This is a genomic window from Nocardia sp. FBN12, from assembly GCF_050320175.1.
In the GTDB taxonomy this organism is placed as follows: domain Bacteria; phylum Actinomycetota; class Actinomycetes; order Mycobacteriales; family Mycobacteriaceae; genus Nocardia.
This window is the reverse complement of record NZ_CP190048.1, coordinates 2,863,738-2,888,753: the sequence shown is the minus strand read 5'-3', so window position 1 is coordinate 2,888,753 and position 25,016 is coordinate 2,863,738. Positions and strand designations below refer to the sequence as shown.

25 protein-coding genes are annotated in these 25,016 nt (G+C 68.1%); 16 read left to right on the top strand and 9 right to left on the bottom strand.

The features are described from left to right. The first annotated feature begins 58 nt into the window (after nucleotides 1–58). On the top strand, nucleotides 59–1,015 hold the full coding sequence (locus ACQHI0_RS14005; RefSeq protein WP_427908374.1) for a TIGR03564 family F420-dependent LLM class oxidoreductase: 957 nt from the start codon (nucleotides 59–61) through the stop codon (nucleotides 1,013–1,015). Between the two features lie 33 nt (nucleotides 1,016–1,048). Here ACQHI0_RS14005 and ACQHI0_RS14000 read toward each other — a convergent pair whose 3' ends face one another. Further along, the gene (locus ACQHI0_RS14000; RefSeq protein WP_427908373.1) at nucleotides 1,049–2,065 is read right to left on the bottom strand and encodes a 2Fe-2S iron-sulfur cluster-binding protein; all 1,017 of its coding nucleotides are present in this window, start codon (nucleotides 2,063–2,065) and stop codon (nucleotides 1,049–1,051) included. A gap of 56 nt (nucleotides 2,066–2,121) precedes the next feature. Between ACQHI0_RS14000 and ACQHI0_RS13995 the strand changes: the two genes are divergently transcribed. From ACQHI0_RS13995 to ACQHI0_RS13980, 4 genes are read left to right on the top strand one after another with little or no spacing between them, the layout of a single operon-like run. Then, complete coding sequence (locus ACQHI0_RS13995) at nucleotides 2,122–3,552, top strand: class I adenylate-forming enzyme family protein (RefSeq protein ID WP_427908372.1); 1,431 nt, start codon at nucleotides 2,122–2,124, stop codon at nucleotides 3,550–3,552. Then, complete coding sequence (locus tag ACQHI0_RS13990) at nucleotides 3,530–4,426, top strand: acyl-CoA dehydrogenase family protein (RefSeq protein WP_427908371.1); 897 nt, start codon at nucleotides 3,530–3,532, stop codon at nucleotides 4,424–4,426. Before ACQHI0_RS13995 ends, ACQHI0_RS13990 begins: the two co-directional genes overlap by 23 nt. Next, nucleotides 4,413–5,501: an acyl-CoA dehydrogenase family protein gene (locus ACQHI0_RS13985; RefSeq protein WP_427908370.1), complete on the top strand. Its 1,089-nt coding sequence runs from the start codon at nucleotides 4,413–4,415 to the stop codon at nucleotides 5,499–5,501. The genes ACQHI0_RS13990 and ACQHI0_RS13985 overlap by 14 nt, the downstream gene beginning before the upstream one ends. Nucleotide 5,502: 1 nt before the next feature. Then, a complete protein-coding gene (locus tag ACQHI0_RS13980) occupies nucleotides 5,503–6,267 on the top strand; it encodes an enoyl-CoA hydratase/isomerase family protein (protein WP_427908369.1) in 765 nt (254 codons plus the stop codon). 75 nt (nucleotides 6,268–6,342) lie between these two features. Here the strand turns inward: ACQHI0_RS13980 and ACQHI0_RS13975 are convergent, their stop codons facing one another. Next, nucleotides 6,343–7,107, bottom strand: coding sequence for an SDR family NAD(P)-dependent oxidoreductase (locus ACQHI0_RS13975; RefSeq protein WP_427908368.1), 765 nt, complete (start codon nucleotides 7,105–7,107; stop codon nucleotides 6,343–6,345). A 99-nt stretch (nucleotides 7,108–7,206) separates the two neighbouring features. Here ACQHI0_RS13975 and ACQHI0_RS13970 point away from each other — a divergent pair, with 99 nt between their 5' ends. Continuing rightward, nucleotides 7,207–8,352: a thiolase family protein gene (locus ACQHI0_RS13970; protein WP_427908367.1), complete on the top strand. Its 1,146-nt coding sequence runs from the start codon at nucleotides 7,207–7,209 to the stop codon at nucleotides 8,350–8,352. A 70-nt stretch (nucleotides 8,353–8,422) separates the two neighbouring features. On the opposite strand, the gene ACQHI0_RS13965 is transcribed toward ACQHI0_RS13970, so the two are convergent. After that, nucleotides 8,423–9,076 (bottom strand): TetR/AcrR family transcriptional regulator, encoded by a 654-nt coding sequence (locus tag ACQHI0_RS13965; RefSeq protein ID WP_427908366.1) that lies wholly within the window; start codon nucleotides 9,074–9,076, stop codon nucleotides 8,423–8,425. Between the two features lie 173 nt (nucleotides 9,077–9,249). Between ACQHI0_RS13965 and ACQHI0_RS13960 the strand changes: the two genes are divergently transcribed. Beyond that, nucleotides 9,250–10,035 (top strand): enoyl-CoA hydratase, encoded by a 786-nt coding sequence (locus tag ACQHI0_RS13960; RefSeq protein WP_427908365.1) that lies wholly within the window; start codon nucleotides 9,250–9,252, stop codon nucleotides 10,033–10,035. Nucleotides 10,036–10,049: 14 nt separating this feature from the next. After that, complete coding sequence (locus tag ACQHI0_RS13955; protein WP_427908364.1) at nucleotides 10,050–10,544, top strand: hypothetical protein; 495 nt, start codon at nucleotides 10,050–10,052, stop codon at nucleotides 10,542–10,544. A 103-nt stretch (nucleotides 10,545–10,647) separates the two neighbouring features. On the opposite strand, the gene ACQHI0_RS13950 is transcribed toward ACQHI0_RS13955, so the two are convergent. The 6 genes from ACQHI0_RS13950 to ACQHI0_RS13925 are packed head-to-tail and all read right to left on the bottom strand — an operon-like array spanning nucleotide 10,648 to nucleotide 15,967. Beyond that, entirely contained in the window at nucleotides 10,648–11,616 is a 969-nt protein-coding gene (locus ACQHI0_RS13950) for an acyl-CoA dehydrogenase family protein (RefSeq protein ID WP_427908363.1), read from the bottom strand. 2 nt (nucleotides 11,617–11,618) lie between these two features. Next, nucleotides 11,619–12,749 carry an acyl-CoA dehydrogenase family protein gene (locus ACQHI0_RS13945; RefSeq protein ID WP_427908362.1) on the bottom strand — a complete coding sequence of 377 codons (1,131 nt, stop codon included), beginning with the start codon at nucleotides 12,747–12,749 and terminating at the stop codon, nucleotides 11,619–11,621. Beyond that, on the bottom strand, nucleotides 12,746–13,162 hold the full coding sequence (locus ACQHI0_RS13940; protein WP_427908361.1) for a nuclear transport factor 2 family protein: 417 nt from the start codon (nucleotides 13,160–13,162) through the stop codon (nucleotides 12,746–12,748). Before ACQHI0_RS13940 ends, ACQHI0_RS13945 begins: the two co-directional genes overlap by 4 nt. Further along, entirely contained in the window at nucleotides 13,149–14,366 is a 1,218-nt protein-coding gene (locus ACQHI0_RS13935; RefSeq protein WP_427908360.1) for an amidohydrolase family protein, read from the bottom strand. The genes ACQHI0_RS13940 and ACQHI0_RS13935 overlap by 14 nt, the downstream gene beginning before the upstream one ends. A 4-nt stretch (nucleotides 14,367–14,370) precedes the next feature. Continuing rightward, nucleotides 14,371–14,715 carry a hypothetical protein gene (locus ACQHI0_RS13930; protein ID WP_427908359.1) on the bottom strand — a complete coding sequence of 115 codons (345 nt, stop codon included), beginning with the start codon at nucleotides 14,713–14,715 and terminating at the stop codon, nucleotides 14,371–14,373. Next, nucleotides 14,699–15,967 carry an aromatic ring-hydroxylating oxygenase subunit alpha gene (locus tag ACQHI0_RS13925; protein ID WP_427908358.1) on the bottom strand — a complete coding sequence of 423 codons (1,269 nt, stop codon included), beginning with the start codon at nucleotides 15,965–15,967 and terminating at the stop codon, nucleotides 14,699–14,701. The genes ACQHI0_RS13930 and ACQHI0_RS13925 overlap by 17 nt, the downstream gene beginning before the upstream one ends. A gap of 265 nt (nucleotides 15,968–16,232) precedes the next feature. Between ACQHI0_RS13925 and ACQHI0_RS13920 the strand changes: the two genes are divergently transcribed. Genes ACQHI0_RS13920 through ACQHI0_RS13885 form a run of 8 tightly spaced genes read left to right on the top strand, consistent with a single transcriptional unit; the run spans nucleotide 16,233 to nucleotide 24,769 of the window. Then, complete coding sequence (locus ACQHI0_RS13920) at nucleotides 16,233–17,612, top strand: ABC transporter substrate-binding protein (protein WP_427908357.1); 1,380 nt, start codon at nucleotides 16,233–16,235, stop codon at nucleotides 17,610–17,612. Between the two features lie 16 nt (nucleotides 17,613–17,628). Continuing rightward, on the top strand, nucleotides 17,629–19,752 hold the full coding sequence (locus tag ACQHI0_RS13915) for an ABC transporter permease subunit (protein WP_427908356.1): 2,124 nt from the start codon (nucleotides 17,629–17,631) through the stop codon (nucleotides 19,750–19,752). Continuing rightward, on the top strand, nucleotides 19,730–20,443 hold the full coding sequence (locus ACQHI0_RS13910) for an ABC transporter ATP-binding protein (RefSeq protein WP_427908355.1): 714 nt from the start codon (nucleotides 19,730–19,732) through the stop codon (nucleotides 20,441–20,443). Before ACQHI0_RS13915 ends, ACQHI0_RS13910 begins: the two co-directional genes overlap by 23 nt. Before the next feature lie 5 nt (nucleotides 20,444–20,448). Next, nucleotides 20,449–21,189 (top strand): ABC transporter ATP-binding protein, encoded by a 741-nt coding sequence (locus ACQHI0_RS13905; RefSeq protein ID WP_427909161.1) that lies wholly within the window; start codon nucleotides 20,449–20,451, stop codon nucleotides 21,187–21,189. Further along, entirely contained in the window at nucleotides 21,186–21,545 is a 360-nt protein-coding gene (locus ACQHI0_RS13900) for a hypothetical protein (protein WP_427908354.1), read from the top strand. The genes ACQHI0_RS13905 and ACQHI0_RS13900 overlap by 4 nt, the downstream gene beginning before the upstream one ends. A 25-nt stretch (nucleotides 21,546–21,570) precedes the next feature. After that, on the top strand, nucleotides 21,571–22,737 hold the full coding sequence (locus ACQHI0_RS13895) for an acyl-CoA dehydrogenase family protein (RefSeq protein WP_427909160.1): 1,167 nt from the start codon (nucleotides 21,571–21,573) through the stop codon (nucleotides 22,735–22,737). Next, nucleotides 22,737–23,501 (top strand): SDR family NAD(P)-dependent oxidoreductase, encoded by a 765-nt coding sequence (locus ACQHI0_RS13890; protein WP_427908353.1) that lies wholly within the window; start codon nucleotides 22,737–22,739, stop codon nucleotides 23,499–23,501. Before ACQHI0_RS13895 ends, ACQHI0_RS13890 begins: the two co-directional genes overlap by 1 nt. Then, complete coding sequence (locus ACQHI0_RS13885) at nucleotides 23,501–24,769, top strand: CaiB/BaiF CoA transferase family protein (RefSeq protein WP_427908352.1); 1,269 nt, start codon at nucleotides 23,501–23,503, stop codon at nucleotides 24,767–24,769. Before ACQHI0_RS13890 ends, ACQHI0_RS13885 begins: the two co-directional genes overlap by 1 nt. Nucleotides 24,770–25,016: the final 247 nt, after the last annotated feature.

The following is a 25,016-nucleotide window of genomic DNA, read 5'->3' as shown; positions in this document are numbered from 1 at the left end:
GTTCTCATTCTACGCAAGTAGCATATCCGCATCCGACTTCGAACTACTTGGAGGAACCGTGCGCATCGGCGTGATGATCGGCCCGGAGAAGGGCGACTCGGGGCGCAAGCTCGAACGGATGCTGCGCGATATCGCGTGGGCGGAGTCGGCAGGGCTCGACACGGCCTGGATTCCGCAGGTGCCCAACGACTTCGACGCCCTGATCACCGTCACGGCGATGGGACTGGCCACCACCCGGATCGAACTGGGTACCGCCGTGGTCCCGCTGCAGGCTCAGCACCCGATCGCGCTGGCGCGACAGGCGCTGTCGGCGCACGCGGCGGCAGGGGGCAGGCTCGCCCTCGGCGTCGGGCCGTCGCACCACTGGATCATCCGCGACATGCTCGGTCTGCCGTACGAGAAGCCGGCGGCCTACACGCGCGACTATCTCGAGGTGCTGGCCGCCGGACTCGCGGGCACCGGCTCGGTGGACGTGGAGAACGGCACCTTCACGGTGCACAATCCGCTCGATCTCGGTCCGGTAGCGCCGGTTCCGGTCCTGGTCGCCGCGCTGGGTCCGGTGATGCTGCGCATCGCCGGGGAGCGGGCCGACGGCACCGTGCTCTGGATGGCGGACGAACGCGCCGTCGCCGAGCATGTGGTGCCGAAGATCAACAAGGCCGCCGCCGACGCGGGCAGAGCCGCGCCGCGCGTGGTCGTCGGGTTGCCGGTGTGTCTGTGCACGGCCGGGCAGGTGGACGAGGCGCGAGCGCGGGCGAACCGAATTCTCGGCGAGGCGGAGGTCTCGCCCAACTATCAGCGGCTGCTCGATCAAGGCGACGCGCGCACCATCGGCGATCTGTGTATCGCGGGAAACGAGGAGGCCATCGCGGCCGGACTCCGCCGGTATGCCGATGCCGGTGCCACCGACATCTCGGTGCGTTTGCTTCCGATCGGCGACGATCGGGACGCGCTGGTCGCCTCCAAGCGGCGAACCAGGGAGATGATCGCCGACCTGGCGGGTCGGCTGCGCTGACGGCCGCACCCCGGCGGGGCGCGGCCGCTGGGTTCACTCGTACTCGACGACGGCGCCGTCGGAGTCCGGAACAGCCTGGCAGGTCAGCACATAGCCGTCGGCGACCTCGTCGTCGGTCAAGGCGTTGTTGTTGCGCATGGTCGCGTGGCCCGAGCTCATTTTCGCCATGCAGGTCGCGCAATTTCCCTGCTCGCAGGAGAACGGCGGCGCGAGGCCACCGCGTCTGGCGCTCTCCAGTAGCGTCTCACCGGCCTTGCGCGGGACCGACTTCTTCTTGCCGTTCAGGATCACCGTGACGGTGCCGCCGGAATCCGCCCCCGGTTCGACGGCGTTCGCTGATTTCGATGCGGCCGCCGGGTCGACGGGTGTGCCGAACCGCTCGCTGAAGACGAGGCCGGGGCCGGGAAGTGACTGTTCCACCAGGTCCATGAATGCCTCGGGGCCGCAGATGTAGTGGTCGCCGTGCGCATCGGCGCCGACGAACGCGGTGACGGCCGCGCGGTCGAGAAACCCGCGCTCGCTGTCGAGATGCCGGACCACCTCGAGCCGGTCCGGATGGCGGGCGAGCAGATCGCTGAACGCGTCGTCGAACAGCACGGACGCTGGGTCGCGGTCCGCGCACAGCAGCCGGACCCGCCGGGTGGTTCCCGCCAGCGCCGCTTTGGTGAGTGACAGGATCGGCGTGATGCCGCTGCCGCCGCTGAAGCCGAGCAGCGGAACATCGGTGTCGCGCAGGCAGAACCGGCCCGCGGCTCTGGACAGCTCCACCTCGTCGCCCGCGGTGAGGGTGTCGAGCATCCAGTTGGACACGGCACCGCCGGGTACGCGCTTGACCGTGGTCATGATCTCGCCGTCGGTCTCCGGTGCGCTCGACATCGAGTAGGACCGCAAGCGCACGGTGCCGCCCACGGTGACCCGGAAGGTGCAGAACTGCCCGGCCCGGTAGTCCAGTGGCCCGTCATGCGGGTCGAGCACGAATGTCCGCGCGTCCGCGCTCTCGGTCACGACCCTGGTCACTGTCGCGCGCAGAAATGACGAGAGTGTCGCCATGGTCCACCTCTTCCTGGTATTAAGATTCTATCGAAATGAGAATAGTATTCTCTCTCATGAGACGGGAACCTTCCAAGATGTCCGACGCTGTGCCGAGCGCGCTCGTATTCGAGGGACGGGCCTACACCGGAGTCGAGCTCGACGAGCTGGCGGCCGGGTTGGCCGACGAGCTGACAGGACGCGGCGTCCGGGCGGGCGAGCGGGTGGCGCTCATGTCGTCCAACCGGCCCGAATTCGTGGTGGCTGTCCTGGCGGTATGGCGCCTCGGCGCCTGCGTCGTCCTGATCAGCCCCGCCTGGAAGCGGGACGAGGTCGCGCACGCGCTCGCCGTCACCAGTGCGGTTCACGCACTCGGTGACTGCGCCGTGCTCGGCGAGCTGCTACCGATGCGGTACCTGGGCGACCCCATCGAACCCGCCGAAGTCACCGCGGTCCGATCGGATCCGGCATCGGATGCGGTGCTCGTGTTCAGCTCCGGCACCACGGGGATGCCGAAGGCGGTGCGGCACACCCACGATTCGGTGGCAGTGGCCGTACGGCAATGGACCGAGGTGCTCGGCCTGTCCGGCACCGATCGAATCCAGGTGGCCACCCCGCCCTCGCACATCCTCGGCCTGCTCAACATTCTCACCGCGCTGCGGGCGGGGGCCTGGATGCGGCTGCACCGGCGCTTCGACCTGAACGCGATGCTGGCCTGTATCCAGGACGACCGCATCACCATCGAGATGGCCGTCGCGCCGATCGCGATCGCCCTCGCCGCGCACCCCGATCTCGAACGCTACGACCTGAGTTCGCTGCGCTACATCATGTGGGGCGCCACCCCGGTGACGGCGAGTGTCGCCGAAACGGTGACCGCGCGCAGCGGAGTGCGGTGGCTGCCCGCCTACGGTGCCAGCGAACTGCCGGTCATCGCGTGCAATCCGCTCGACGGAGCGCGGCTGGACTCGGTCGGCAAGGCAGCGCCCGGAGTCCGCCTCCGGGTGGTCGACCTCGAGACCGGAAAACCGGTGGGGCCGGGGGAGACCGGGGAGATCCAGTGCCGGTCGCGGTCGCTGATGGCGGGCTATCTGCCCGCCGAGGCGACCACGGAGGCATTCGACGGCGCGTGGTACCGGACCGGCGATGTCGGGCACGTCGATGCCGACGGCTGGGTACGGATCACCGACCGGGCCAAGGAGATGATCAAGGTGCGCGGTTTCCAGGTCGCACCCGCCGAGATCGAGGCGGTTCTGCACGGGCACCCCAAGGTCGTCGACTGCGCGGTGTTCGGAACCCCCGACCCACGAGACGGTGAAGCCGTGGTGGCCGCGGTCGCCGTGCTCGACGGCGTCACCGCCGACGAGCTCAGCACGCTGGTCGGCGAACGGCTGGCTTCCTACAAGCGGCCCCGTCGCATCGTGTTCGTACCCGAGATCCCGCGCCTGCCTTCGGGCAAGGTGCTCCGACGAGTCCTCGAGGAGCGTCATGGACGTCCGACTGACCAGTGAGCAGCGCCAGCTGCGTGAGGCCGCCGCGCGGCTGGCCGACGAGCTCGGTCCGAGCTCGGTCGCCGAGCTCGACAATGCGAGCAGGATCGCCCGGCTCGAGAAGGCAGTGGAAACCGCGGGGTGGCGCAACCTGCGGTCCGACGGTGCCTCCGGGGTCGAAATAGCGCTCGTCACAGAGGAATTCGCGCGCGGTCTGGTCGACGTCGCCTTCCTGGGGCCGGTCTTGGCCGACGATCTGCGTGGGGGCGTCGACGGTCGATGGACTCTCGGTGTCGGCACCCGCGCGGTCGACGCCGCAGACCGTGATCGGGCATTGCTGCTCGACGACAGGCAGCTGTTCGGCCGCGGGGTCGGGAAAGCGTTGCCCGGTGCCGATCTCACCAGGCGCACCGCCGAACTCACCGGCCCACCGGAATTGCTCGGCGAGCTGTCGCCGCACCAGCTGATCCACTGGCAGGCGCTGGCAGTCACCACGACGACCGCGGATCTGCTCGGCGCGGCGCGCGGAACACAGCGGCTGGCGGTGGACTACGCCAAACTGCGCGAGCAATACGGTCACGCCATCGGCTCGTATCAAGCGGTGGCGCATCTGCTGGCCGAGGGCCAGGCGCTGATCGAGGGCGCGATCAGCGTCTTGCGCTACGCCGCATGGGCCGTCGACGAATTGCCGCCCGCCGAGGCGTTGCGCGCGGCGCGGGTCGCCAAGGTCTACACCAGTCGCGCCGCTTCGACGGTGTGCGAGACCTCGATTCAGGTACACGGCGGCATCGGCAACACCTGGGAGTGCCTGGCCCATGTGTACTTGCGCCGGGTGCTGACCTCGACCGAACTGTTCGCCACCCGTCTGGAGGAAATCGACTGTGGACTATCGTGATTCGCCCGAAGAGGCCGCGTTCCGTGCTCGGCTGCGGGAGTGGCTGGCCGGGAGTGCCGCGTCGTTTCCCTCCGCCGGTGACGAGTACTGGGCCAAGGCGGGTGACTGGCACCGGGCACTGTACGGCGCGGGCTTCTTCGGACTCTCCTGGCCGAAGAAATTCGGCGGTCACGCGCTGGCGCCGGTGTACGACGTCATCCTGGACGAGGAACTGACCGCAGCCGGTGCGCCGCAACGGCCCAGTCTCGGGTATCTGGTGCACGGCCTCGGCGCGCACGCGAGTCCTGAACTGCAGCAACGTTTTCTGCCCGGCATGATCGACGGTTCACAGCGCTGGTGCCAGGGTTTCAGTGAGCCGGACGCGGGTTCGGACCTGGCCTCGCTGCGCACGACGGCGACCCGCGACGGCGACGACTACGTCCTGCACGGGCACAAGGTCTGGACCAGCTACTCCGATGTCGCCGATTGGTGTCTGCTGCTCGCGCGCACTGATCCGGACGCACCTCGGCACAAGGGCATTTCGGGATTCATCGTCTCGATGCATCAGCAAGGGGTTCAGCAGCAGCCGTTGCGGATGATCAGCGGCGTCACCCGCGAGTTCGGGCAGGTGCGGTTCGACGGTGCGCGGGTGCCTGCCGACCGGATGGTCGGCGCACCCGGCGACGGGTGGAAGCTCGCCATGACAGTGGTCGGGCACGAACGTGAACCCGCCACACTGGGTTTCGCGGCCCGCTACGCGAAGACGGTACGACAGCTCGAGTCCAGGGTGAGCGGACCGGTGCCCGGCGAACTCGCTTGGGCCGCAGTGCAATCGGAGATGCTCCGGCTGCACGTTCGGCGCCGGCTCTCCGAGCAGCTCGACGGTCTCGTGCACGGTCCGGACGGTTCACTCGACAAGCTGCTGATGACCTGGGTCGAGCAATCCGTCGGCCACGCGGCACTCGCGGTCGCGGGCACCGACGACGACGAGATGTTCGGCAGCTACCTCTACAGCCGCGCCCAGAGCGTCATGGGCGGAACGTCGCAGATCCAGAAGAACATCATCGCCACGCGCATCCTCGACCTAGGAGCCTGACATGTACGACCTGCCCACCGAGATCAGCGTCGAGGCCGACGGCCCGTTGCGGATCATCACGCTCAACCGGCCCGACGCGCTCAACGCTGTCAACGACGCGCTGCACTCGGGCCTGGCGGCACTCTGGCCACAGCTCACCGCCGACCGCGCGGCACGGGCCGCGGTGCTCACCGGCGCGGGCAAGGCGTTCTCCGCCGGCGGAGACTTCGCCTATCTCGCCGAACTGTCCCGCGATTGCGAGCTGCGCGCCAAGACCATCGCGCACGGCCGCGAGATCGTGCTCGGGATGGTTCGCTGCCGGGTGCCGGTGATCGCCGCGGTGAACGGCCCCGCGGTCGGGCTCGGCTGCAGTCTGGTGGCGCTGAGCGACATCGCCTACATCGCCGAGGACGCCTACCTCAAAGACCCGCACGTGCAGGTCGGCCTGGTCGCCGCGGACGGTGGTCCGCTCACCTGGCCGCTGCACACCAGTCTGATGCTGGCCAAGGAATATGCCTTGACCGGAGCGAAGATTCCCGCTGAACGGGCTCGCGAGATGGGTTTGGTGAACCACGTGGTGGCCGACCCGCTGACCGAGGCGCTGGCTTGCGCGAAACGTGTTCTGGAACTGCCGAGGCAGGCCGTGGAGAGCACCAAGCGACTGCTGAACCTGCATCTCGAGCGTGCCGTGCTCGCCACGCTCGACTACGCGAACGCGGCCGAGGACATCTCGTTCCAGACGGCGGATTTCCGCACGATCATCGACCGCCTCACCGCCGGGAAGTAGCGCGCAGCGGTGCACCGGAGGGCTGGGACAGCTCCGGTTCCCTCCGGTGCGGCGCCGGTTCGACGCGTCATCGGCCTACTTCGGCGGAAACCGCAGCGCACCGTCGAGGCGGATGACTTCGCCGTTGAGATAGTCGTTCTCGACAATGGCGGTCGCCAGCTGGGCGTACTCGTCGGAGCGCCCCATCCGCTTGGGGAACGGCACCTGCGGGCCCCAATAGCCTTCGAGCTTGTCGGCGGACTTGCCGTACGCGGGAGTGTTGACGGTGCCGGGGGCGATGGTGACCACCCGGATACCCAGTGGCGAGAGGTCGCGGGCGGCGACCAGCGTCATGGCGGCGACGCCACCCTTCGCGGCGGCGTAGGGCAGCTGGCCGATCTGGCCTTCGTAGGCCGCGATGGAGGCAGTGTTCACGATCACCCCGCGGGCGCCTTCGGCCAGCGGTTCGGTCGTGGCCATCGCTTCGGCGGACAGGCGCAGCACGTTGAACACCGCGGTCAGGTAGTACTCGATGGTGGTGCGGAAGCCCGCCAGCTCGAGCGCCGAGCCGTCCTTGCCGATCAGTCGGCCGCCGGTCGCGGGGCCACCGTGGGTGTCGACCGCGATGCGCAGCGGACCGAGCGATTGCGCTTGCGCGACCGCCGCGCGCACTGAATCCTCCTGCGTGGCATCGGTATGGACGTAGCGGATGCCGAGCTCGTCGACCAACTCCTTGCCCTTGTCGTCGGCGACGTCGGCGACGACCACTTTCGCGCCCGCGGCATGTAGTCGCCGCACGGTCGCCTCACCGAGGCCGCCGGTGCCGCCGACCACGAGCGCGGAACTTCCACTGATCTGCATGTAGCGATCCCTCCTTGTGAATAACAATCTCAGTAGGAGAGAATACTATTCTCATACCGAGCAGTCAGCCCTTTACCGGCAATCCATCAGGAGGCCTCCATGCCCGAAGCTGTCATCGTCTCCGCGCTGCGGACGCCCATCGGCACGGCCCGAAAGGGGACACTGCGCGACACCACCGCGTTCGACCTCGCCCACCACGTCGTCGGTGCGGTGGCCAAGGATCTCGACGCCGACCGAATCGACGACGTGATCCTCGGGGAAGGTCGCTACGGCGGTGGCGTGCTCGCGCGGCACGCGGCCGTCACCGCGGGGCTGACGGCAGCGCCGGGTCTGGCGCAGAACCGGCACTGCGCGGCGGGAATGTCGGCCGTGCAGACGGCGGCGGCGAGTATCAGGGCCGGGATGGACGAATTGGTGATCGCCGGTGGCGTGAACAGCGAATCGACTGCTCCGCGCGCGCGATTCAGGGTCGGACCCGACGAGTGGATCGACCCGTGGGTCTCGCCGAGTCACCCGGATCGCCCGGATGCCCCGGCCATGGACATGTCCATCACGGTCGGCTGGAACACCGCGGTGCGGGCCGGGCTCACCCGTGACGACATGGACCAGTGGGCCCTTCGCTCCCATCGCCATGCGATCGCCGCTATCGACGCGGGCCTTTTCAAGGACGAGATCGTCGCCGTCGAGACGCCGCACGGAGTCTTCGACACCGATGAGCATCCGCGCCGCGACACCAGCCTGGAGCGGCTGGCATCACTGAAAGTGCTGCACCCGGAAATAGCCGGCTTCTCGATCACCGCGGGCAACGCGTCGGGGGCCAACGACGGTGCGGCCGCACTGGCGATCGCCTCCGAACGGCTCGGTCTGCCCGCGCTCGCCTATATCCGGGGGTGGGCATCGGTCGGCGTCGACCCCGCGTTCACCGGGCTGGCGTCGATCGAGGCGATCACGAAGGCGGTTCGCCGGGCCGGGATCTCGCTGGCGTCGGTTCGGCTGCTCGAGATCAACGAGGCGTTCGCCTCGGTGCCGCTCGCGGCGATCCGGGCACTCGACCTGGATCCGGAGACTGTGAACTACAGCGGCAGCGGGTGCTCGCTCGGCCATCCGGTGGCGGCGACCGGAGCCAGGATGATCGTCACCCTGGTCCACGAATTGCGCCGTCGCGGTGGTGGATTCGGTATCGCCGCGATGTGTGCCGGCGGCGGCATGGGATCGGCGACGGTGATCGAGGTGCCTGCGGGCTGAGCATGTAGCCGATGCTGCGACAGCGAACGCCCGGCGGACCGGTTCACCGACCCGCCGGGCGTTCGCGGACTCAGGAGCGGGCGAACCCGTGGGCGCAGAAGTTCCAGACTTCGGCGGCCGTGATCGGATACTGGGTCTCCTCGTCGACCGCGCCGGTGGACTGGGCGGTGAACATGACAGTCTGCATCACCATGGCCGCGGCTCGCCGGGTGTTCATGTCGGGACCGATCTCGTCTGCTTCCTTGGCGAGTTCCATCAATTCGGTGAACAGGGCCAAAACCGGCGCGTGCGCGACTTTGACGTGCCCCGGGTGCGAAACCAGCAGCTGCGGCGCGAAGTCGGTGAACAGCGGTCGTTGCGCGGCCGGATCCGGCCGGCACAACTCGAACAGCAATTCGACGGTGACCTGGAGCTTGTCCATCGGATCGGTCTGCCCGTCGGCGGCAGCGCGCAACTGTTCCGACGTGCGCGCCAGCGCGTCTTCGAACAGGGCGAGCAGCAGTTCGTGTTTGCCGTCGAACTGCAGATAGAAGCTGCGCAGCGACTGGCGGGACCGGTCGACGACCTCCTGCACGGTGAAGTCGGTACTGCCCTTCTCCGTGATGATGGCCTGGGCGGCATCGAGGAAGCGTTGCACCCGCTCCTCGGCACGCAGCGTCGCGGTACGGAGCGACCGTTCGACCGCGCGCTGCTTCCAGGCGGGTTTCTCGCTCGGGCTGGTCACGGGCGCCTCGATCCCCGGACATGCGAAGAGAACATGGATGCACTGTACCGGAGAACGTCGTTTAACTGTGTAGCCATGCGCCGGATGGCGCGGCAGTCACGAGACTGTTACTTCCTTTGAGTGAGAATGGTATTCTCGTCGGACTGCACCCCCGCCCGGCTAGGAGCATCGATTTGTACATCCGTTACGAAGTCGCAGACCGCATCGCAACCATCACCCTGGACCGGCCCGAGGCCGCCAACGCGCAGAACGGTGAACTGCTCGACGAGCTCGACGCTGCGTGGGTTCGCGCGGCCGAGTCCGACGATGTCGCGGTGATCGTGCTCCGGGCCGAGGGCAAGCATTTTTCCGCTGGTCACGATCTGAACGACAAGTCGTGGCCGGATCCGCGCTCGATCACCGTCGAGCGGATATACAGCCTGGAGTCGCGGCGGTACCTCGAGTATTCGCTGCGGTGGCGCAATATCCCGAAGCCGTCGATCGCCGCCGTACAGGGTCGGTGTATCGCGGGAGGGTTGTTGTTGTGCTGGCCGTGCGATCTGATCGTCGCCGCCGAGGACGCCCTCTTCTCCGATCCGGTGGTGCTGATGGGCATCGGTGGCGTCGAATATCACGGCCACACCTGGGAACTCGGCGCTCGCAAGGCCAAGGAGATCCTGTTCACCGGCCGCCCGGTGACCGCGGAGGAAGCACAGCAGGTCGGCATGGTGAACGCGGTCGTCCCGCGCGCCGAACTCGACGAACACACCCGGCAGCTGGCCACCCGGATCGCGGGCATGCCCGCGTTCGGTCTGCGGCAGGCCAAGCGCGCGGTCAACCAGACCCTGGATGTGCAGGGCTTCTACGCCGCCATCCAGTCGGTCTTCGACATCCATCAGACGGGACACGGAAACGCGTTGAGCGTCAACGGATATCCGATCCTGATCGACATGGACGAAATGAAAGCCAACATCAAGTGAGACAAGGAAGTTTCATGCGCACCTCTCTGTTCCGTACCGCCGCGCTCTGTTGCGGTCTGGTTGTCGCCACGGCGCTCACCGGCTGTGGTTCCGACGACGAGGCCGCGGCCCCGGCCACCACCTCGGCCGCCGCGACCACCGCCGCCGCCGCGGGCGCCGCCGATGCGGCAACCACCCAGGCGATTACCAAGGCCTACACGACCTTCTTCAACGGCAAGGCGCCGACGAACGACCGTGTCGCGCTGGTCGAGGAGGGTGACAGCTTCCGATCGATCTTCGACGGCCAGGCTCAGAACCCTCGGGCGCAGGGCACATCCGTCACTGTGAGCGCGGTGAAACTCACCGGCGCCACCACCGCCGACGTCACCTACAGCCTCCTGATGGGCGGCAATCCGGTGCTGCCGGATCAGACCGGGCAGGCCGTCAAGGACGGCCAGGACTGGAAGGTCGCCAAAGCCACATTCTGCGCACTACAGGCAATCCAGGGTGAAACTCCATCGACCTGCTGAACCCGACTGTCGGCGGCCCGGTCCCGTACCCCGGTACCGGGCCGTGCCGTGTCACCGAACAGGCCTGCGGTTGCGGTGACGTGAGTGCCACCCGGCCGCGCGCTCACAGGTGCGCGATGCGGATCGCGGTACCCGACCGCCGGATCGTCGCACCGGCCAGCTGGGTGAGTTCCCTTGTGCTGCCGAGCAATCCGTCGAGAATCAGCACGCGCCGCAGGTGTCGATGCATAGCGTGCTCGGCGGTGAAACCGATGCCGCCGAGCACCTGCTGGCAGTGCCGCGCGGCGGTGAGCCCCGCCCGTCCGGCGGCCGCCTTGGCCAGTAGCGCGGCCGTGGCGTGGTGTGCGGCGCGGGTGGGGTCGAGCGCGACCTCGTCGGCGATGATCAGTGCCGCCTCGGCGCCGTCGAGGGCCACCAGGGTCTCGGCGAGGCGATGCCGGACCGCCTGGAACGAGGCGAGTGGGCGGCCGAACTGGGCCCGCTCGAGCGCGTGTGTGCGGGCCAGGGCGAGCATGGCGTGCCCGGTGCCGAGCAGCCACCAGGCCAGTACCCGCCTGCCCTCGGCGAGCGGGTACGCGGCAGGGGTGATCCCCGCGGATGCGCGGTATAGGGGGAGGTCGGGGTCGACCGAATCGCCCTGCGGTGGAAGGGAATCCGTAGTCGAACCGGTTCGTTCCCATCGGACCCAGCGTCCACCCGCGAAGGGGAGTACGGACGCGTCCGCGCCGGCATGGTCCAGCACCGTCGGCGCGCCTGTTCCGGCGCGCTCGATCACGTCGAGCACCAGCGGGGAGTCTGTTCTGGCGCGCTCGCGCACGGCGAGGACTGGCGGCGCGTCTGCGCTGGCGCGCTCGAGTACGTCGAGCAGGAGCGGCGCGTGCGCGCCTGTTTCACCGAGTAGCCGGAACAGCACCGGACCGGTGAGTTCTGGTGCTGCCGCGAGTATCTCGGGCCAGCCGAGCTCGGTTAACGCGGTGTCGAGTGCGTGGCCGGTGCGCTCGGACATGGCGCGGCGGACCTCAGCGGTGAGTAGGGCGCGCTCACTCGCATCGAGGCCGGAATGTTCGGGCACGGCTAGTCCTTTCCGAGATCGAGGAGCCTGCGGGCGATGATGTTGCGCTGGATCTCGGCGGTGCCGCCGTAGATCGTCGCCGCCCTCGAATAGAGGAACTCGGTGCGCCACGGACCGTCGTCGAGTTCGACCGCGCCCGGCAGCAGATCGCGCGCGAGGTCGAACAGCTCCTGTTCGGCGCCGGCCAGGAGGACCTTGTCGATCGAGGTCTCCGCTCCGAGCTGGTCGCCATCGGCAAGTCGGCGCTGGGTGCCCAGCGAACGGCAGCGGACGGTGTGCAGCGCGAGATAGGCGGCGCCGAGTGCGGCTTCGTCGTGGTCGTCGGCCTGCGCGATCACCTGATCGAGCCGGGTGAGCAGGTAGGCGATCCGGTGCCAGAAGCAGGTGGACCGCTCGTGCGGCAGCAGATCCATCGCGATCTGCCAGCCGTCGCCGGGGGCGCCGAGCATCCGGTCGCCGGGGACCACCACATCGTCGAAGAACACCTCGGCGAACTCGTCGACGCCGTGCATGGTTCGCAAGGGCCGCACCGTGATTCCCGGGGTGTCCATGTCGACGAAGAACGCCGTGATGCCGCCGTGGCCCGGCCCGGTCCGGGTGAGCAGCACACAGCGGGCCGCGTACTGCGCGAGACTGGTCCACACCTTCTGGCCCGATATCACCCAATCCTGTTCGCGTGGTGTCGCTTTCGTGCTCAGCGAGGCGAGGTCGCTGCCCGAGCCCGGCTCGGAGAAGCCCTGACACCACTGCTCCCGGCCGGACAGCAGCAACGGCACCATCTGCGCGGCCAGTGCGGGCGGCGCGTACGAGATCATCGTCGGCGCGAGGACTTCGATCATCGACCAGATGCCCGGCTCGGCGAGGTCGCGGGTGGCGATCTCCTCGCCGAGCACGGCACGCAGCGCGGCGGGGCCGCCGAGCCCGCCGATCTCGGCGGGCCAGCCGTAGCGCATCCAGTCCGCGTCGAAGAGCGCGCGCCGGACCCGCAGCAGTTGTGCCACTTGGCCGTCGAGCGAGTGGTCCGGCGCCGGGGTCAGATCGTTGGCGTCGAGCCAGGCCTGCAGGCTGGTGCGGAAATCTGAGATGCCGTGCAGCACAGGTGGTGTCGCGGGCGAGCCGGTGCCCACTGTCATGCCTTGGAACGCTCGAACGCGTGCGGGATCCCCGAATCGTGCTCGCCGTTGCGGCGAATGAACGTCATCCGCCGGGTCCGGAGCCGCCATCCTTGTTCGCCGCGAACGAGCGTGTCGGTGTAGTAGCCGATCCGCATGTCGTGCGTGCTGTGCTCGATGAAGCACAGGGGCTGCGTGCCGGTCGCGGTGTCGCCGTCGATATCCAGCGCCGGTGTGCCGGTGAGGAAGAGCCCCTTCGGCGCGGCTGCGACGAGTTCGGGGAACAGGTCGAGGGTGTAGGTGTCGCCGAAGGCGCTGTAGGTGCCGTCGGGGGTGAACACCGCGATCACACCGTCGATGTCGCCTTTGGTGATGGTCACCGCGTAGCGGGCGAGTACCTGCTGGATCTCGAGCAGGTCGTCACTTCGTGACATGGATCTTTCCGCCTTTCATCACGAACTGCACGTTCTGGGTGTGGGTGATGTCGTCCACGGGGTCGCCGGGGACGCCGATGATGTCGGCGAGCTGCCCCGCGGCGAGCCGTCCGCGGTCGGTGACGCCGATCAGTTCCGCGCCGCGCACGGTAGCCGCGCGCAGCACGTCGAGGGGTGTCATGCCGCGCTCGACCAGTGCGACCAGCTCATCGGCGTTGCGGCCGTGCGGAATCGCGGGCGCGTCGGTGCCGACGGCGATCTTGACCCCGGCTCGGTAGGCGGCCAGTACCGAGGTACGCGCCTTGGGAAACATCTCGGCCGCTTTGGCCTGCAACGCCGGATCGGCCTTGGAGACATCCATCGCGTCCGCCAAACGGGTGGTCGGCACGAGCCAGGTGCCGTGCTCGACCATCAGCGCGATGGCCTCGTCGTCGATGAGGAAGCCGTGCTCGATGCAGTCGATGCCGGCCGCCACCGCGTGCTTGACCGCGTCGGCGCCGTGGGTGTGCGCGGCCACCCGCAGCCCACGGCGATGCGCCTCGTCCACGATCGCACGGAGTTCCTCGTCGGAATAGTGTTGTGCGCCAGGTGCTCCGGTGAGCGACATGACCCCGCCCGAGACGCAGATCTTGATCAGTTGCGCGCCGTGCTTGATCTGGTAGCGCACCGCTTTGCGGACCTCGTCGACGCCGTTGGCGATCCCTTCCTCGATCGTCAGGTGCAGCACGTCCGGGGCGAAGGCGGCGAACATGGTCGGGTCGAGGTGGCCGCCGGTCGGGGTGATCGCGTGACCGGCGGGCACGATGCGTGGACCGTCGATCCAGCCCGCGTCGATGGCTTTGCCCAGCGCGACATCGAGCAGGTAACCACCCGTTTTGACGAAAAGGCCGAGGTTGCGCACGGTGGTGAACCCGGCCCGCAGCGTGCGCCGGGCATTGCCCACCGCGCGCAACACCCGCAGTGCCGGATCGTCGGTGACGCTGGAAGCCAGTCCGGTCTCCCCGCGTCCACCCATCAGCAGGTTGACTTCCATGTCCATCAGGCCGGGCAGCAGGACGAGGTCGCCGAGATCGACGACCTCGCCCTCGGTGGCACCGCCGACACCGACGATCCGGTCGCCGTCGATCCGCACGATGCCGGGCCGGATGATCTCGCCGGTGTCGACATCGAGCAGGCCGGCCGCTCGCAGGGTATGCGTTGCCACTGCCTCAGACCACCGGTTCGCGCACGATGTCGAGGTAGGCGGCACCGGCATCGGGGACGCGCGGCTGCTTCCAGACCTCGATCGGGAACGACACCATCACCAGCGACTGGAGCAGGTGGAACAGGTGGCGTGCCTCGTCGGGCAGGTCGTGCCAGTCGTGCTTGTCGATGAAGTCGAGCGCGGTCTGCAGGCGGGGGAAGAGCGTGTCGTAGAGATCCTGCATCTCGTCCATGGTCGAGGCGAGGCGCTTGGCGTAGCGCTCCGGTTCGGTGGCCAGGATCCAGTCCGAGAAGCGCGCCAGGTCGGCGAATTCGGTAGGAAGCGTGGGTGATTCAGTCGGCGCGGTCATTGCGGTACTCCTCGACGATCTTCTGGGTGGTCTTGTGCAGGTGGCGAAGCAGGATCTCCTGATCGTTGAGCGGGAAGTCGGTGACCTCCCTGGTGGCGATCATGGTCTGGGTGGCCTCGAGGGTGTTCGCGTCCTGCAGCGCGTACTCCTTGAACGTCACCGCGGCGAGTTCCTGCGCGAGCCGTTCGCGGGCGTTCTTCGCGGGCACGAAATACAGGCTCGCCTCGAAGATGTGCCGGTTCACCGCGGTCGGCCAGTAGTGGTAGGTGAGGTACCAGCCGGGTGCCCAGAACAGCAGCGAGAAGTTGGGGAAGAACTCGAATTCGTCGATGCCCCACGCCTTGTGGCGCGCCGGGTTGAGGCCCTCGGGCAGCGGTTCCAGCCCCTCGATGTCGGGCCGGTCCCACGGCCCGAACAGGCCGCTGCGCAGTTCGCGTTCGATCGGCTTCACCACCGACGGGTCCTTCGGCGGCGCCATTCCGCCCCAGGACGAGATCATCGAGTGCGGCGCGGCGATCTCGTAGTGCAGCGCCTCGTAGCCGTACCCGGCCAGCTTGTCGGCCTCGTCCTTGACCGCCTGCTTCTGATGCAGCACCGGTGCGTGATAGAACTCGGCGAAGGCGTCGACGAACAGTTTCCAGTTGGCGCCGATCTCGGCCTTGTAGCTGTAGACCTCGGTCATCTGCTCGAACGGGTAGCCCTCGAGGCCCTTGGCCAGCGGGCCGAGGTACTCGTCGAGTGGGCGCGCGTTCTCGTCGAGGTTGACGAAGATGAAGCCCTGCCAGACCTCGCAGCGCACGTTCTTGAGGCCGAACTTCTGCTTGTCCAGGTCGAAGAACTCACCTTCCTGCTGCACGAAGGTCAGTTCGCCGTCGAGGCCGTAGCGCCACGCGTGGTACTTGCAGGTGAACTGCCTGCAGGTGCCCGAGGTCTCCTCGTTGGGGAAGTCGTCCCAGACCAGCTTGTTGCCGCGATGACGGCAGATGTTGTGGAACGCCCGGATCGTCTGATCGGCGCCGCGCACGATGATCAGCGAGGTACCGACGCAGGCGAGTTCCTTGGTGAAGTAGTTGCCCACCTTGGGCAAGCGGTTCACCCGGCCGACATTGAGCCAGCTCTTGCGGAAGATCGCCTGGCGCTCGTCCTCGTAGAAGGCGGGGTCGATCGAGTCCGTGTAGTCCACCGGGGCGGTGCCCAGCTCGGGATAGTTCTGCGTCCAGCTCCCTGCCGCTGGTTTCGTGAAGTGTGCCAAGGGATTCCCTTTGCTCGGTCCGATGGTTGAGAGAATAGCATTCTCAAAAACTGACTACCACATTTCCATGCCGTTGACGTGCTGTCAACGCGGGGGTCGATCGCTGGTCGCCGCGGCGGTCGGCGCGGATGGCCACCGTCTCGTTAGATCCATGTTCTCTCAAAACTGCATATTGATTATCCGTTGCTGAGAAGATAGTTTCCGTTGCATCGGGTGGGCGGCAGGAGTCGATCGGCGTGCCGCCGCTCATAGAGGAGGAAAAACCGTGAAACCACAGCGAACAGTTGTCGCTCTGATGGCCCTCGCGCTTCTGGTGGCGGGCTGTGGCAGAGACAGCGGGGCACGCGAGGACGGATCCGGCGGCACCACGGCGGTCGTCGCCGGCGACTTCGGGACATTGACCGATGTCTGCAAGCCGGGCACACCCGGGGGCGCCCCGTCGCAGGGCGTCACGGCGACCGAGATCGAGGTCGGCGTCTTCTCCGATATCGGTTTCACGAAGAATCCCGACTTCGTCGACGCCGCCAAGGTTTTCACGTCCTGGTGCAACGCGGCAGGCGGCATCAACGGCCGCAAGATCGTCACCAACCTGCGTGATACCAAACTGATGGAGGTCCGCCAGCGCATGCTGGAGGCCTGTCGTGAGGACTTCGTCCTGGTCGGCGGCAGCGCCGCACTCGACGGTCTCGGGGTCAAGGACCGGCTGCAGTGCCTGTTGCCCGAGTTCCCCGCGCAGGTCTCGCAAACCGCCAACACCGGTTCGGATCTGCAACGGGGATCGGGCTCGGCGATGTCGGAGAACGTCAATCCCTACACCGGATTCCAGGATTGGCTCATCAACGAGGCCTATCCGGACTCCAAGAGCGCGATCGGCATGATCAACGGGGATTCGCCGATCACCAAGGTGATGGGGGAGAAGCTCACCGAATCGCTCACCGCCGCCGGGGCGAGGATCGCCTACAACGACCTGTACCCGATCTCGGGGGTAGCGGACTGGACTCCCTACGCCCAGGCCGTCAAGGCGGCCGGAGTGAAGGGCCTCATCTTCTACGGTGACTTCCGCTACCTGGCGAAGCTGCAGGACGTGCTCACCAGCATGAACTACAAGCTGGACTGGATCGACGCCAATTCCAACGCCTACAACCAGGTCTTCCTCGACGCGGCCAAGGGCTCGTTGGGTTTCCAGAACAACGTGCTCGACATGAGCGGCACCGCACCGCTGGCCGCGGCCGATCAGGTTCCCGCCGTGAAGAAGGTGAAGGACCTCTTCGAGCAGTACTCACCCGGCAGCGGCATCACGTTCCAGGTGTTGCGGGCGTTCCAGTCCTGGCTGTTGTTCGCGAAGGCCGCCACCGGCTGCGGTGACGAGCTGACCCGGGCCTGTGTCTACCAGGCCGCGAGCAAGGAGACCTCGTGGACCGCGGGAGGGCTGCAAGCGCCGGTGGATCTGTCCAAGTCGATGGCCGAACAGCCACGCTGCTTCAACGTCCAGCAGGCCAGGCCCGGCGGCTGGGAGTCCGCGCAGTTCGCCCCGAACACGGGAGGGCTGTTCCGGTGTGGCTTCACCCCGTACTCCTATCGCGGTGACTTCGGTGCGCCGATGACTCTGGCCGATGTCGGCAAGAGCATCAACGATCTGAAGTGACGGAGTACGCCCACTGATGGAGCAATTCCTCGCTTTCGGAATCGTCGGCCTGAGCACCGCCGCGATCTATGCCGTGATCGGCAGCGGTCTGGTGCTCACCTACACCACGACAGGTGTGTTCAACTTCGCCCACGGGGCGGCGGGCATGGTCTCGGCCTTCGTCTACTGGCAGCTGTCGGTGGGCTGGGGCTGGCCGGTACCGCTCGCGCTGGCGGCGGTGCTGCTGGTCTTCGCCCCGGCCTTCGGGCTGTTCTTCGGCCGAACCCTCGCCCCGACACAGGGTTTGGGTGACGCCGAGAAACTCGTCATGACCATCGCGTTGCTCAGCGGGCTGATCGTGCTGGCCCGCTGGGTCTGGAATCCGAACGAATCGCGGTCCCTGCCGCGGTTCTTCCCGGAGCAGCCCTCGATCGACCTGGGCGTGGTGACGCTGACCTGGCATCAGGCGCTCACCATCGCGGTCGCGATAGCGGTGGCGATCGCCCTGCGAATCCTGTTGTACCGCACCAGAACCGGTGTCGAAATGCGGGCCACTGTCGATGACCGTGCCCTGGTCGGGCTGACCGGTGCGGACCCGCAGCGGGCCAACCGGATCGCCTGGATTCTCGGCATCGAACTGGCCGCGATCGGCGGCATCCTGATCGCGCCGATGGTCACCCTCGACGCGGCGCAACTGTCGCTGCTGATCGTGAGTGCCTACACCGCGGCCATTTTCGGCAGGTTGCGCAATCTGCCGATGGTGTTCGTCGGTGCGGTGGTGGTCGGTCTGCTGGAGAGTTACCTGACCGGATATCTGCCGCAGAACGAGTACCTGCCGGGGTTGCGGCTCGCGGCGCCCGCGCTGCTGCTGTTCGTCGCGCTGCTGTTGTTCCCGCACGGCCGCTTGCGTGGGCGCGATCGAAAGGTGGGCGCGGTGCCGTTGCCCACCCTCGGCGGCTCGGCGGCCTTCGCGGCGGTGATCGTGACGCTGGGATTGATGTTGGCCACGATGCTGAGCGAGCCGGATCTGATCACCTACGGCGCCATGTTCGCCTGGGGTGTCATCGCGCTGTCGTATGTGCCGCTACTCGGGTTCGCGGGGCAGATCTCCCTGTGCCAGCTCGGGTTGGCCGGCATCGGCGCGGTGGCCTACGGGCATCTGGGACCGGACGGGCAGTGGTGGGCGTTGTTCGCCGCCATGGGGATCGCCGGGCTCGTCGGTGCGGTGATCGCGATTCCGGCACTGCGCTTGTCGGGTGTCTACATGGCGCTGGCCACCGCGGCGTTCGCGGTCGTCCTCGACCGCTGGATCTTCACGCTGCCCGCCTTCGAGATCCTCGGTGTGCGGATCGCGCTGTTCGATCAGGGCTCGGTGTCGATCGTCGGACCGGACCTGTTCGGGCTGAAGGTGGAGACCACCGCCGGGATCACCGTGTTCGCCGCGATGTGCCTTGCGGTGGCGGGCATCGGTGTCGCGCTGTTGCGGCGCAGCCGATTCGGCAGGCGACTGATCGCGCTGCGCGACAGTGAGGCCGCCTACGCCACCCTCGGCGGCAGCCTGCTGCTGGCGCGGGTGACGGTGTTCGCGCTGTCTGCGGCCATCGCCGGCCTCGGCGGCGCGCTCTACGGCATGCAGGTGCAGGCCGTGGCGCCGGACCAGTTCAACCTGGTGGCGGGGCTGCCGATCTTCCTGATCGTCACGATCGCCGGGCTCGGCGCGATCGGGGCCGGCATGTTCACCGGCCTGGTGTTCGCCGGACCGCTGAACGTGATCCCGGTGCTGTGGCCAGGCCTGCTGAACCTGTCGCAGGTGCTGCCCTCGTTGGGCGGCATCCTGTTCGGCGGTGGCGTACTGAAGGACGGCGCGATCGCCCCGATGCGCCGGGAGTGGCTGCCCATGCTGCGCGACCGGGTGGTCGCGCCGCTGCTGGTGGCCGCCGTCCTCGCGCTGTGGGGATTGCGGCTGCTCGAGGCGATCGACGGCTGGGGCTTCACCGCCGGTGTCGTCGTCGCGACCGTGGCGGCGCGGATCTGGAGTTCGGCCCGCCACCGGCCCGCCGCCGATCCGTCGGTGGTGCCGGTCGAGTGGTGGGGCATCCGGCGGCCATGGACCGCCGACGACGAGGAGGTGCTCGACCGTGCCGTCACTACTGCAAGTTGACGAGGTGACCGTCGTATTCGGCGGAAACCGCGCACTGGACGCGGCCACCCTGCGCGCCGAGGCCGGGACGATCACCGGCTTGATCGGGCCCAACGGCGCGGGGAAGAGCACGCTGTTCGACGTGATCTGCGGCCTGCGCACGCCGGTGCACGGGCGAGTGGCGCTGGGCGGTCGCGATGTCACCCGGCTCGGGCCCGCCCGCCGGGCCAGGCACGGGCTGGCGCGCACGTTCCAGCGGCTCGAACTGTTCGGTCGGCTCAGCGTGCGCGACAATCTGCTCGTCGCCGCCGAACTCGGCCCGGACCGCCGCAAGGCCGGTCGGATCGTCGACGACATCATCGACCGGTTCGGCCTCGCGTCGGTGGCCGATGCCTGCGCCGACGAATTGCCCACCGGCACCGGACGTCTGGTGGAGGTCGGCCGGGCGATCGCGGCCCGCCCGAGTGTGATTCTGCTCGACGAACCCGCGGCGGGGCAGGATCACACCGAAACCGAGCGCTTCGGGGCACTGCTGCGCGCGCTCGCCGAGGAGGGCACCGCGGTGCTGCTGGTGGAACACGACATGGGTCTGGTGATGAACGTCTGTGACGAGGTCTATGTGCTCGACCTGGGCCGGGTGATCGCGTCCGGCCCGCCCGCTGCCATCCGCTCGGACGAGGCTGTCCTCGCTGCCTATCTGGGGGACCTGTGACCACGTTGCACCCGGCGTCGACCGAAACATCCAGTGCGGCAGCGCTGTTGGCGCTGCGCGGCGTCCGGGCCGCCTATGGCGCCATCACCGTGTTGCACGGCGTCGACCTCGCGGTCCCGGCGGGTCAGGTGGTCGCGCTGCTCGGGCCGAACGGCGCGGGCAAGACCACGGCACTGAACGTGGTGGCCGGCACCCATCCGCCGACGGCGGGCGCGCTGGAGCTGGCCGGGCGCGATGTCACCGGGGCCGCGGCCCGCGATCTGGCGGCTGCCGGCGTCTGCCTGATTCCGGAAGGCCGCGGTGTGTTCCCGAATCTCACCGTGCGCGAGAACCTCTGGATGATGACCTGCACCGGCCGAACCCGCGCCGAGATCGAAGAGCTCGCCTTCGACCGGTTCCCGATCCTGCACACCCGCGCGGGCCAGGTCGCGGGCACCATGTCCGGCGGCGAGCAGCAGATGCTCGCGCTGGCCAGGGGACTGGCCACCGACCCGGCGGTGCTGCTGCTCGACGAACTGTCCATGGGGCTGGCCCCGCTCGTGGTCGAGCGGCTCTACGCGCAGGTCGCCGAGATCGCCCGCCAGGGTGTCGCGGTGCTGGTCGTCGAGCAATTCGCCGCGGCCGTGCTCGACATCGCCGATCACGCCGCCGTGCTGGTGCGCGGACGGGTGATGCGGCAAGGCCCACCCGACAGCGAACTCCGCGACGAATTGGCTGCCCTCTATCTAGGAAGTGACCCATCATGACCGAATCCCGTGCGGACCGTTTCGCCCGCGACCTGCGAGAACTGAAGATCCCCGACCCTTCGGCCGGCCGCTCCGGGCTGTGGCTGCGCACCGGTGTCGTGCTCATGGTGGCCGGGCCGGTGCTGGCCGCACTGGCCTACCTGATGTCGCACGGCAGCACCGATCCGCTGGCGCAGCGCGACGCCATCGTCCTTGCGTTGGGCGGCGTGGCCGCCGCGGTCACCGGTTCCGCGGTGTTCCTGCGCTTTTCACTGACCAACTTCCTGCGGTTCTGGCTGGCCCGGCAGTCCTACGAGCTGGACGGTTTCGCCGAACGGGCAGTGCGGGAACCGGTCCCGTCCGGATCAGCCGACTGAGGGGACCGAGACAATGCCCGAAGGCATGCACTTCGACCTGTCCGAGGATCAGGAGCTCATCCGCTCCACCGTCGCGCAGCTGTGCCGCAAGTTCGACGACCAGTATTGGCTGGAGCACGACCGCGACCACGAATTCCCCACCGAGTTCTACCGGGCGATCGCGAGCGGCGGCTGGCTCGGCATCACCATTCCCACCGAATACGGCGGGCACGGCCTCGGCATCACCGAGGCCACCCTGCTGGCCGAGGAGGTGTCGCGCTCCGGCGGCGGGATGAACGCCGCGAGCTCGATCCACATGTCCATCTTCGGGATGCAGCCGGTGGTGGTGCACGGCTCCGACGACCTCAAGCGGCGCACCCTGCCACGGGTAGCCGCCGGGGACCTGCATGTGTGCTTCGGCGTCACCGAACCCGGTGCGGGACTGGATACTTCGCGTATCACCACCTCGGCCCGCCGCGACGGTGACCACTATGTGGTGAACGGACGCAAGGTCTGGATCTCGAAGGCGCTCGAGTCGGAGAAGATCCTGCTGCTGACCCGGACCACGCCCTACGACGAGGTCGAGAAGAAGACCGACGGGATGACCCTGTTCCTGACCGACCTCGATCGCGACCACGTCGACATCCGCCCGATCGCGAAGATGGGCCGCAACGCGGTGAGTTCGAACGAGCTGTTCATCGACGATCTGCGGGTGCCGGTCGAGGACCGGGTCGGCGAGGAAGGGCAGGGTTTCCGCTATCTGCTGGACGGCCTCAACCCCGAGCGCATGCTGATCGCGGCCGAAGCGCTGGGCCTGGGCCGAGTCGCGCTGGATCGGGCGGTGCGCTACGCCAAGGAACGGGTCGTCTTCGACCGGCCGATCGGCAGCAACCAGGGCGTCCAGTTCCCGCTGGCGGACTCGCTCGCCCGGCTCGACGCGGCGGAATTGGTGTTGCGTAAGGCCACCTGGCGCTACGACAACGGCAAATCCTGTGGGCGCGAGGCGAATACAGCCAAGTATCTGTGCGCCGACGCAGGCTTCACCGCGGCTGACCGTGCCCTGCAGACCCACGGTGGGATGGGGTACGCGGAGGAGTACCACGTCGCCCGGTACTTCCGGGAGTCGCGGGTGATGCGGATCGCGCCCGTCAGTCAGGAAATGATCTTGAGCTTTCTGGGCACCCACGCCCTTGGCCTACCGAGGAGCTACTGATGGTGTCGCAGACGATGTTCGACCTCACCGGGCGTTCCGCGCTGGTGACCGGGGCGGCGGGCGGCATCGGCGCCGCTGTCGCCCAGGCGCTCGCCATGGCCGGTGCCGCGGTGCTGGTGACCGACCTGGACGGTGTGGCGGCGGGCGCTGTCACGGAGAAGATCACCGGAAACGGCGGCACCGCAGCCAGTTTCGCCTTCGATGTGACCGATCCCGACGCGGCGGGCCAGGCCGCCGAGCGAGCGGCCGCGCTCGCCGGCGGGGCGCTGCACATCCTGGTCAACAACGCCGGGGTGACCGCACCGGCGATGCTGAACAAGACCACCGCGGAGTCGGTGCGTTCGCTGTTCGACATCCACGCGCTCGGGGCCATCCAGTGCGTCCAGGCAGCGCTGACGTACCTGCCCACCGACGGTACCGGCCGAATCATCAACGTCACCTCGGCCGCGGGCATCGTCGGGACACTCGGCCAGGTGAACTACTCGGCAGCCAAGGCGGCGGTCATCGGCATCACCAAGTCGATGGCGAAGGAACTGGCGCGCAAGCAGATCCTGGTGAACGCGGTGGCCCCACTGGCCGCCACTACGATGACCGAGGCCATCCGCACCGACGAGCGGTTCGCACCGCAGATGCTGGACCGAATCCTGTTGCGCCGCTGGGCTGAACCCGACGAGGTGGCGGGCGCGTTCGTCTTCCTGGCCTCCGATGCCGCGTCCTTCATCACCGGGCAGGTGCTGCCGGTGGACGGCGGCACGGTGATCTGATGGCACCCCTCGACCCACCCGCGGCCGCGCCGCTGGCCGGGATCACCGTGATCGCGCTGGAGCAGGCGGTCTCGGCACCGATGTGCACACGCGTGCTGGCCGATTTCGGTGCGCGGGTGATCAAGGTCGAGCACCCGGCGGGCGGCGATTTCGCCCGGCACTACGACGATGTGGTGCTCGGGCAGGCCGCCCACTTCGTCTGGGTGAACCGAGGTAAGGAATCGATCGCCCTCGATCTGAAAACCACTGCCGGACTGGATATCCTGCACCGATTGCTGAGCCGGGCCGATGTGCTGGTGAGCAATCTCGCCCCCGGAGCCACCGCCCGCCTCGGCTTGTCCCCGGCGGCGCTGGCCGAGCGCTACCCCTCGCTCGTCGCGATGGAGATCGACGGCTTCGGTCGGGACGGGCCCCTGTCGCACAAACGTGCCTACGACCTCCTCGTCCAGGCCGAAGCCGGAGTCTGTGCGGTGACAGGCACTGCCGGGCAACCGGCGAAACCCGGTCCGCCGGTGGCGGATGTGACCACGGGGCTCTACGCCGCGCTCGCGATCACGATGGGTCTGTACCGCCGTGACGCCGGTGCGTCAGCGGACCCGCGCCCACGCAACGCGGAGGCACGGAACGGCGCGGACATGGCTATCAGCCTGTTCGACACCATGGCCGAGATGATGGGCTACCACCTCACCTACGCCCGCCACGCCGGGGTGGACCAGATACCGCTCGGCATGAGCTCACCCGCGGTCGCCCCCTACGGCGCCTACCCGACCGCCGACGGCCACACCGTCGTGCTCGGCACCACCAACGACCGCGAATGGCAACGCCTGGCCACGACCGTCCTGCAACGCCCTGATCTCGCCGCCGACACGAGGTTTCGCACCAACTCCGGCCGCACCGCCCACCGCGCCGAACTCGACGCGGCGATCACCGCATGGTGCGCGGGCCACGAGCTGGTGGAGATCCAGCAGATCGCCGACAGCGCCGGCATCGGCAACGCTCGCTACAACCGGCCCAGCGAGGTTCTGGCCCACCCGCAGCTCGAGCAGCGAGGCCGCTGGCGCGACATCGACACCCCCGCCGGCCCCATCCCGTCACTCCTCCCGCCCGCAGTGGTCACCGGCTATGCGCCACCGATGGGACCGGTACCCGACCTGGGCGCCGATACCGACCGACTCCTCAGTGAAATAGGCTGCACCGCAACGGAAATAGAGCGGTTACGGGCAACCGCTGTGATCGGCGAGCAGGTCCGCACCGAGGTCGGAACATGACCGGCGCCGGAGTCACCTCCGCGACAACCATCGCGCGATGGGTCGCACAGTCCGCCGGTCCGTGCCGCCGCCGGGTTGGTCCACGCCGCACTCGTCCGCTCAGCCACGATCGGTGCCACCTGTGTGGACGGCAGCTCGCCGGGACTGGCCGTGCCGCGCGCGTTGGGCGGCCCCGACCGCAGCCCATGCCCGATCCCACTTCTCCCGCAACCGATTCCGGCTACCGCTACGCCATTACACGCATCGC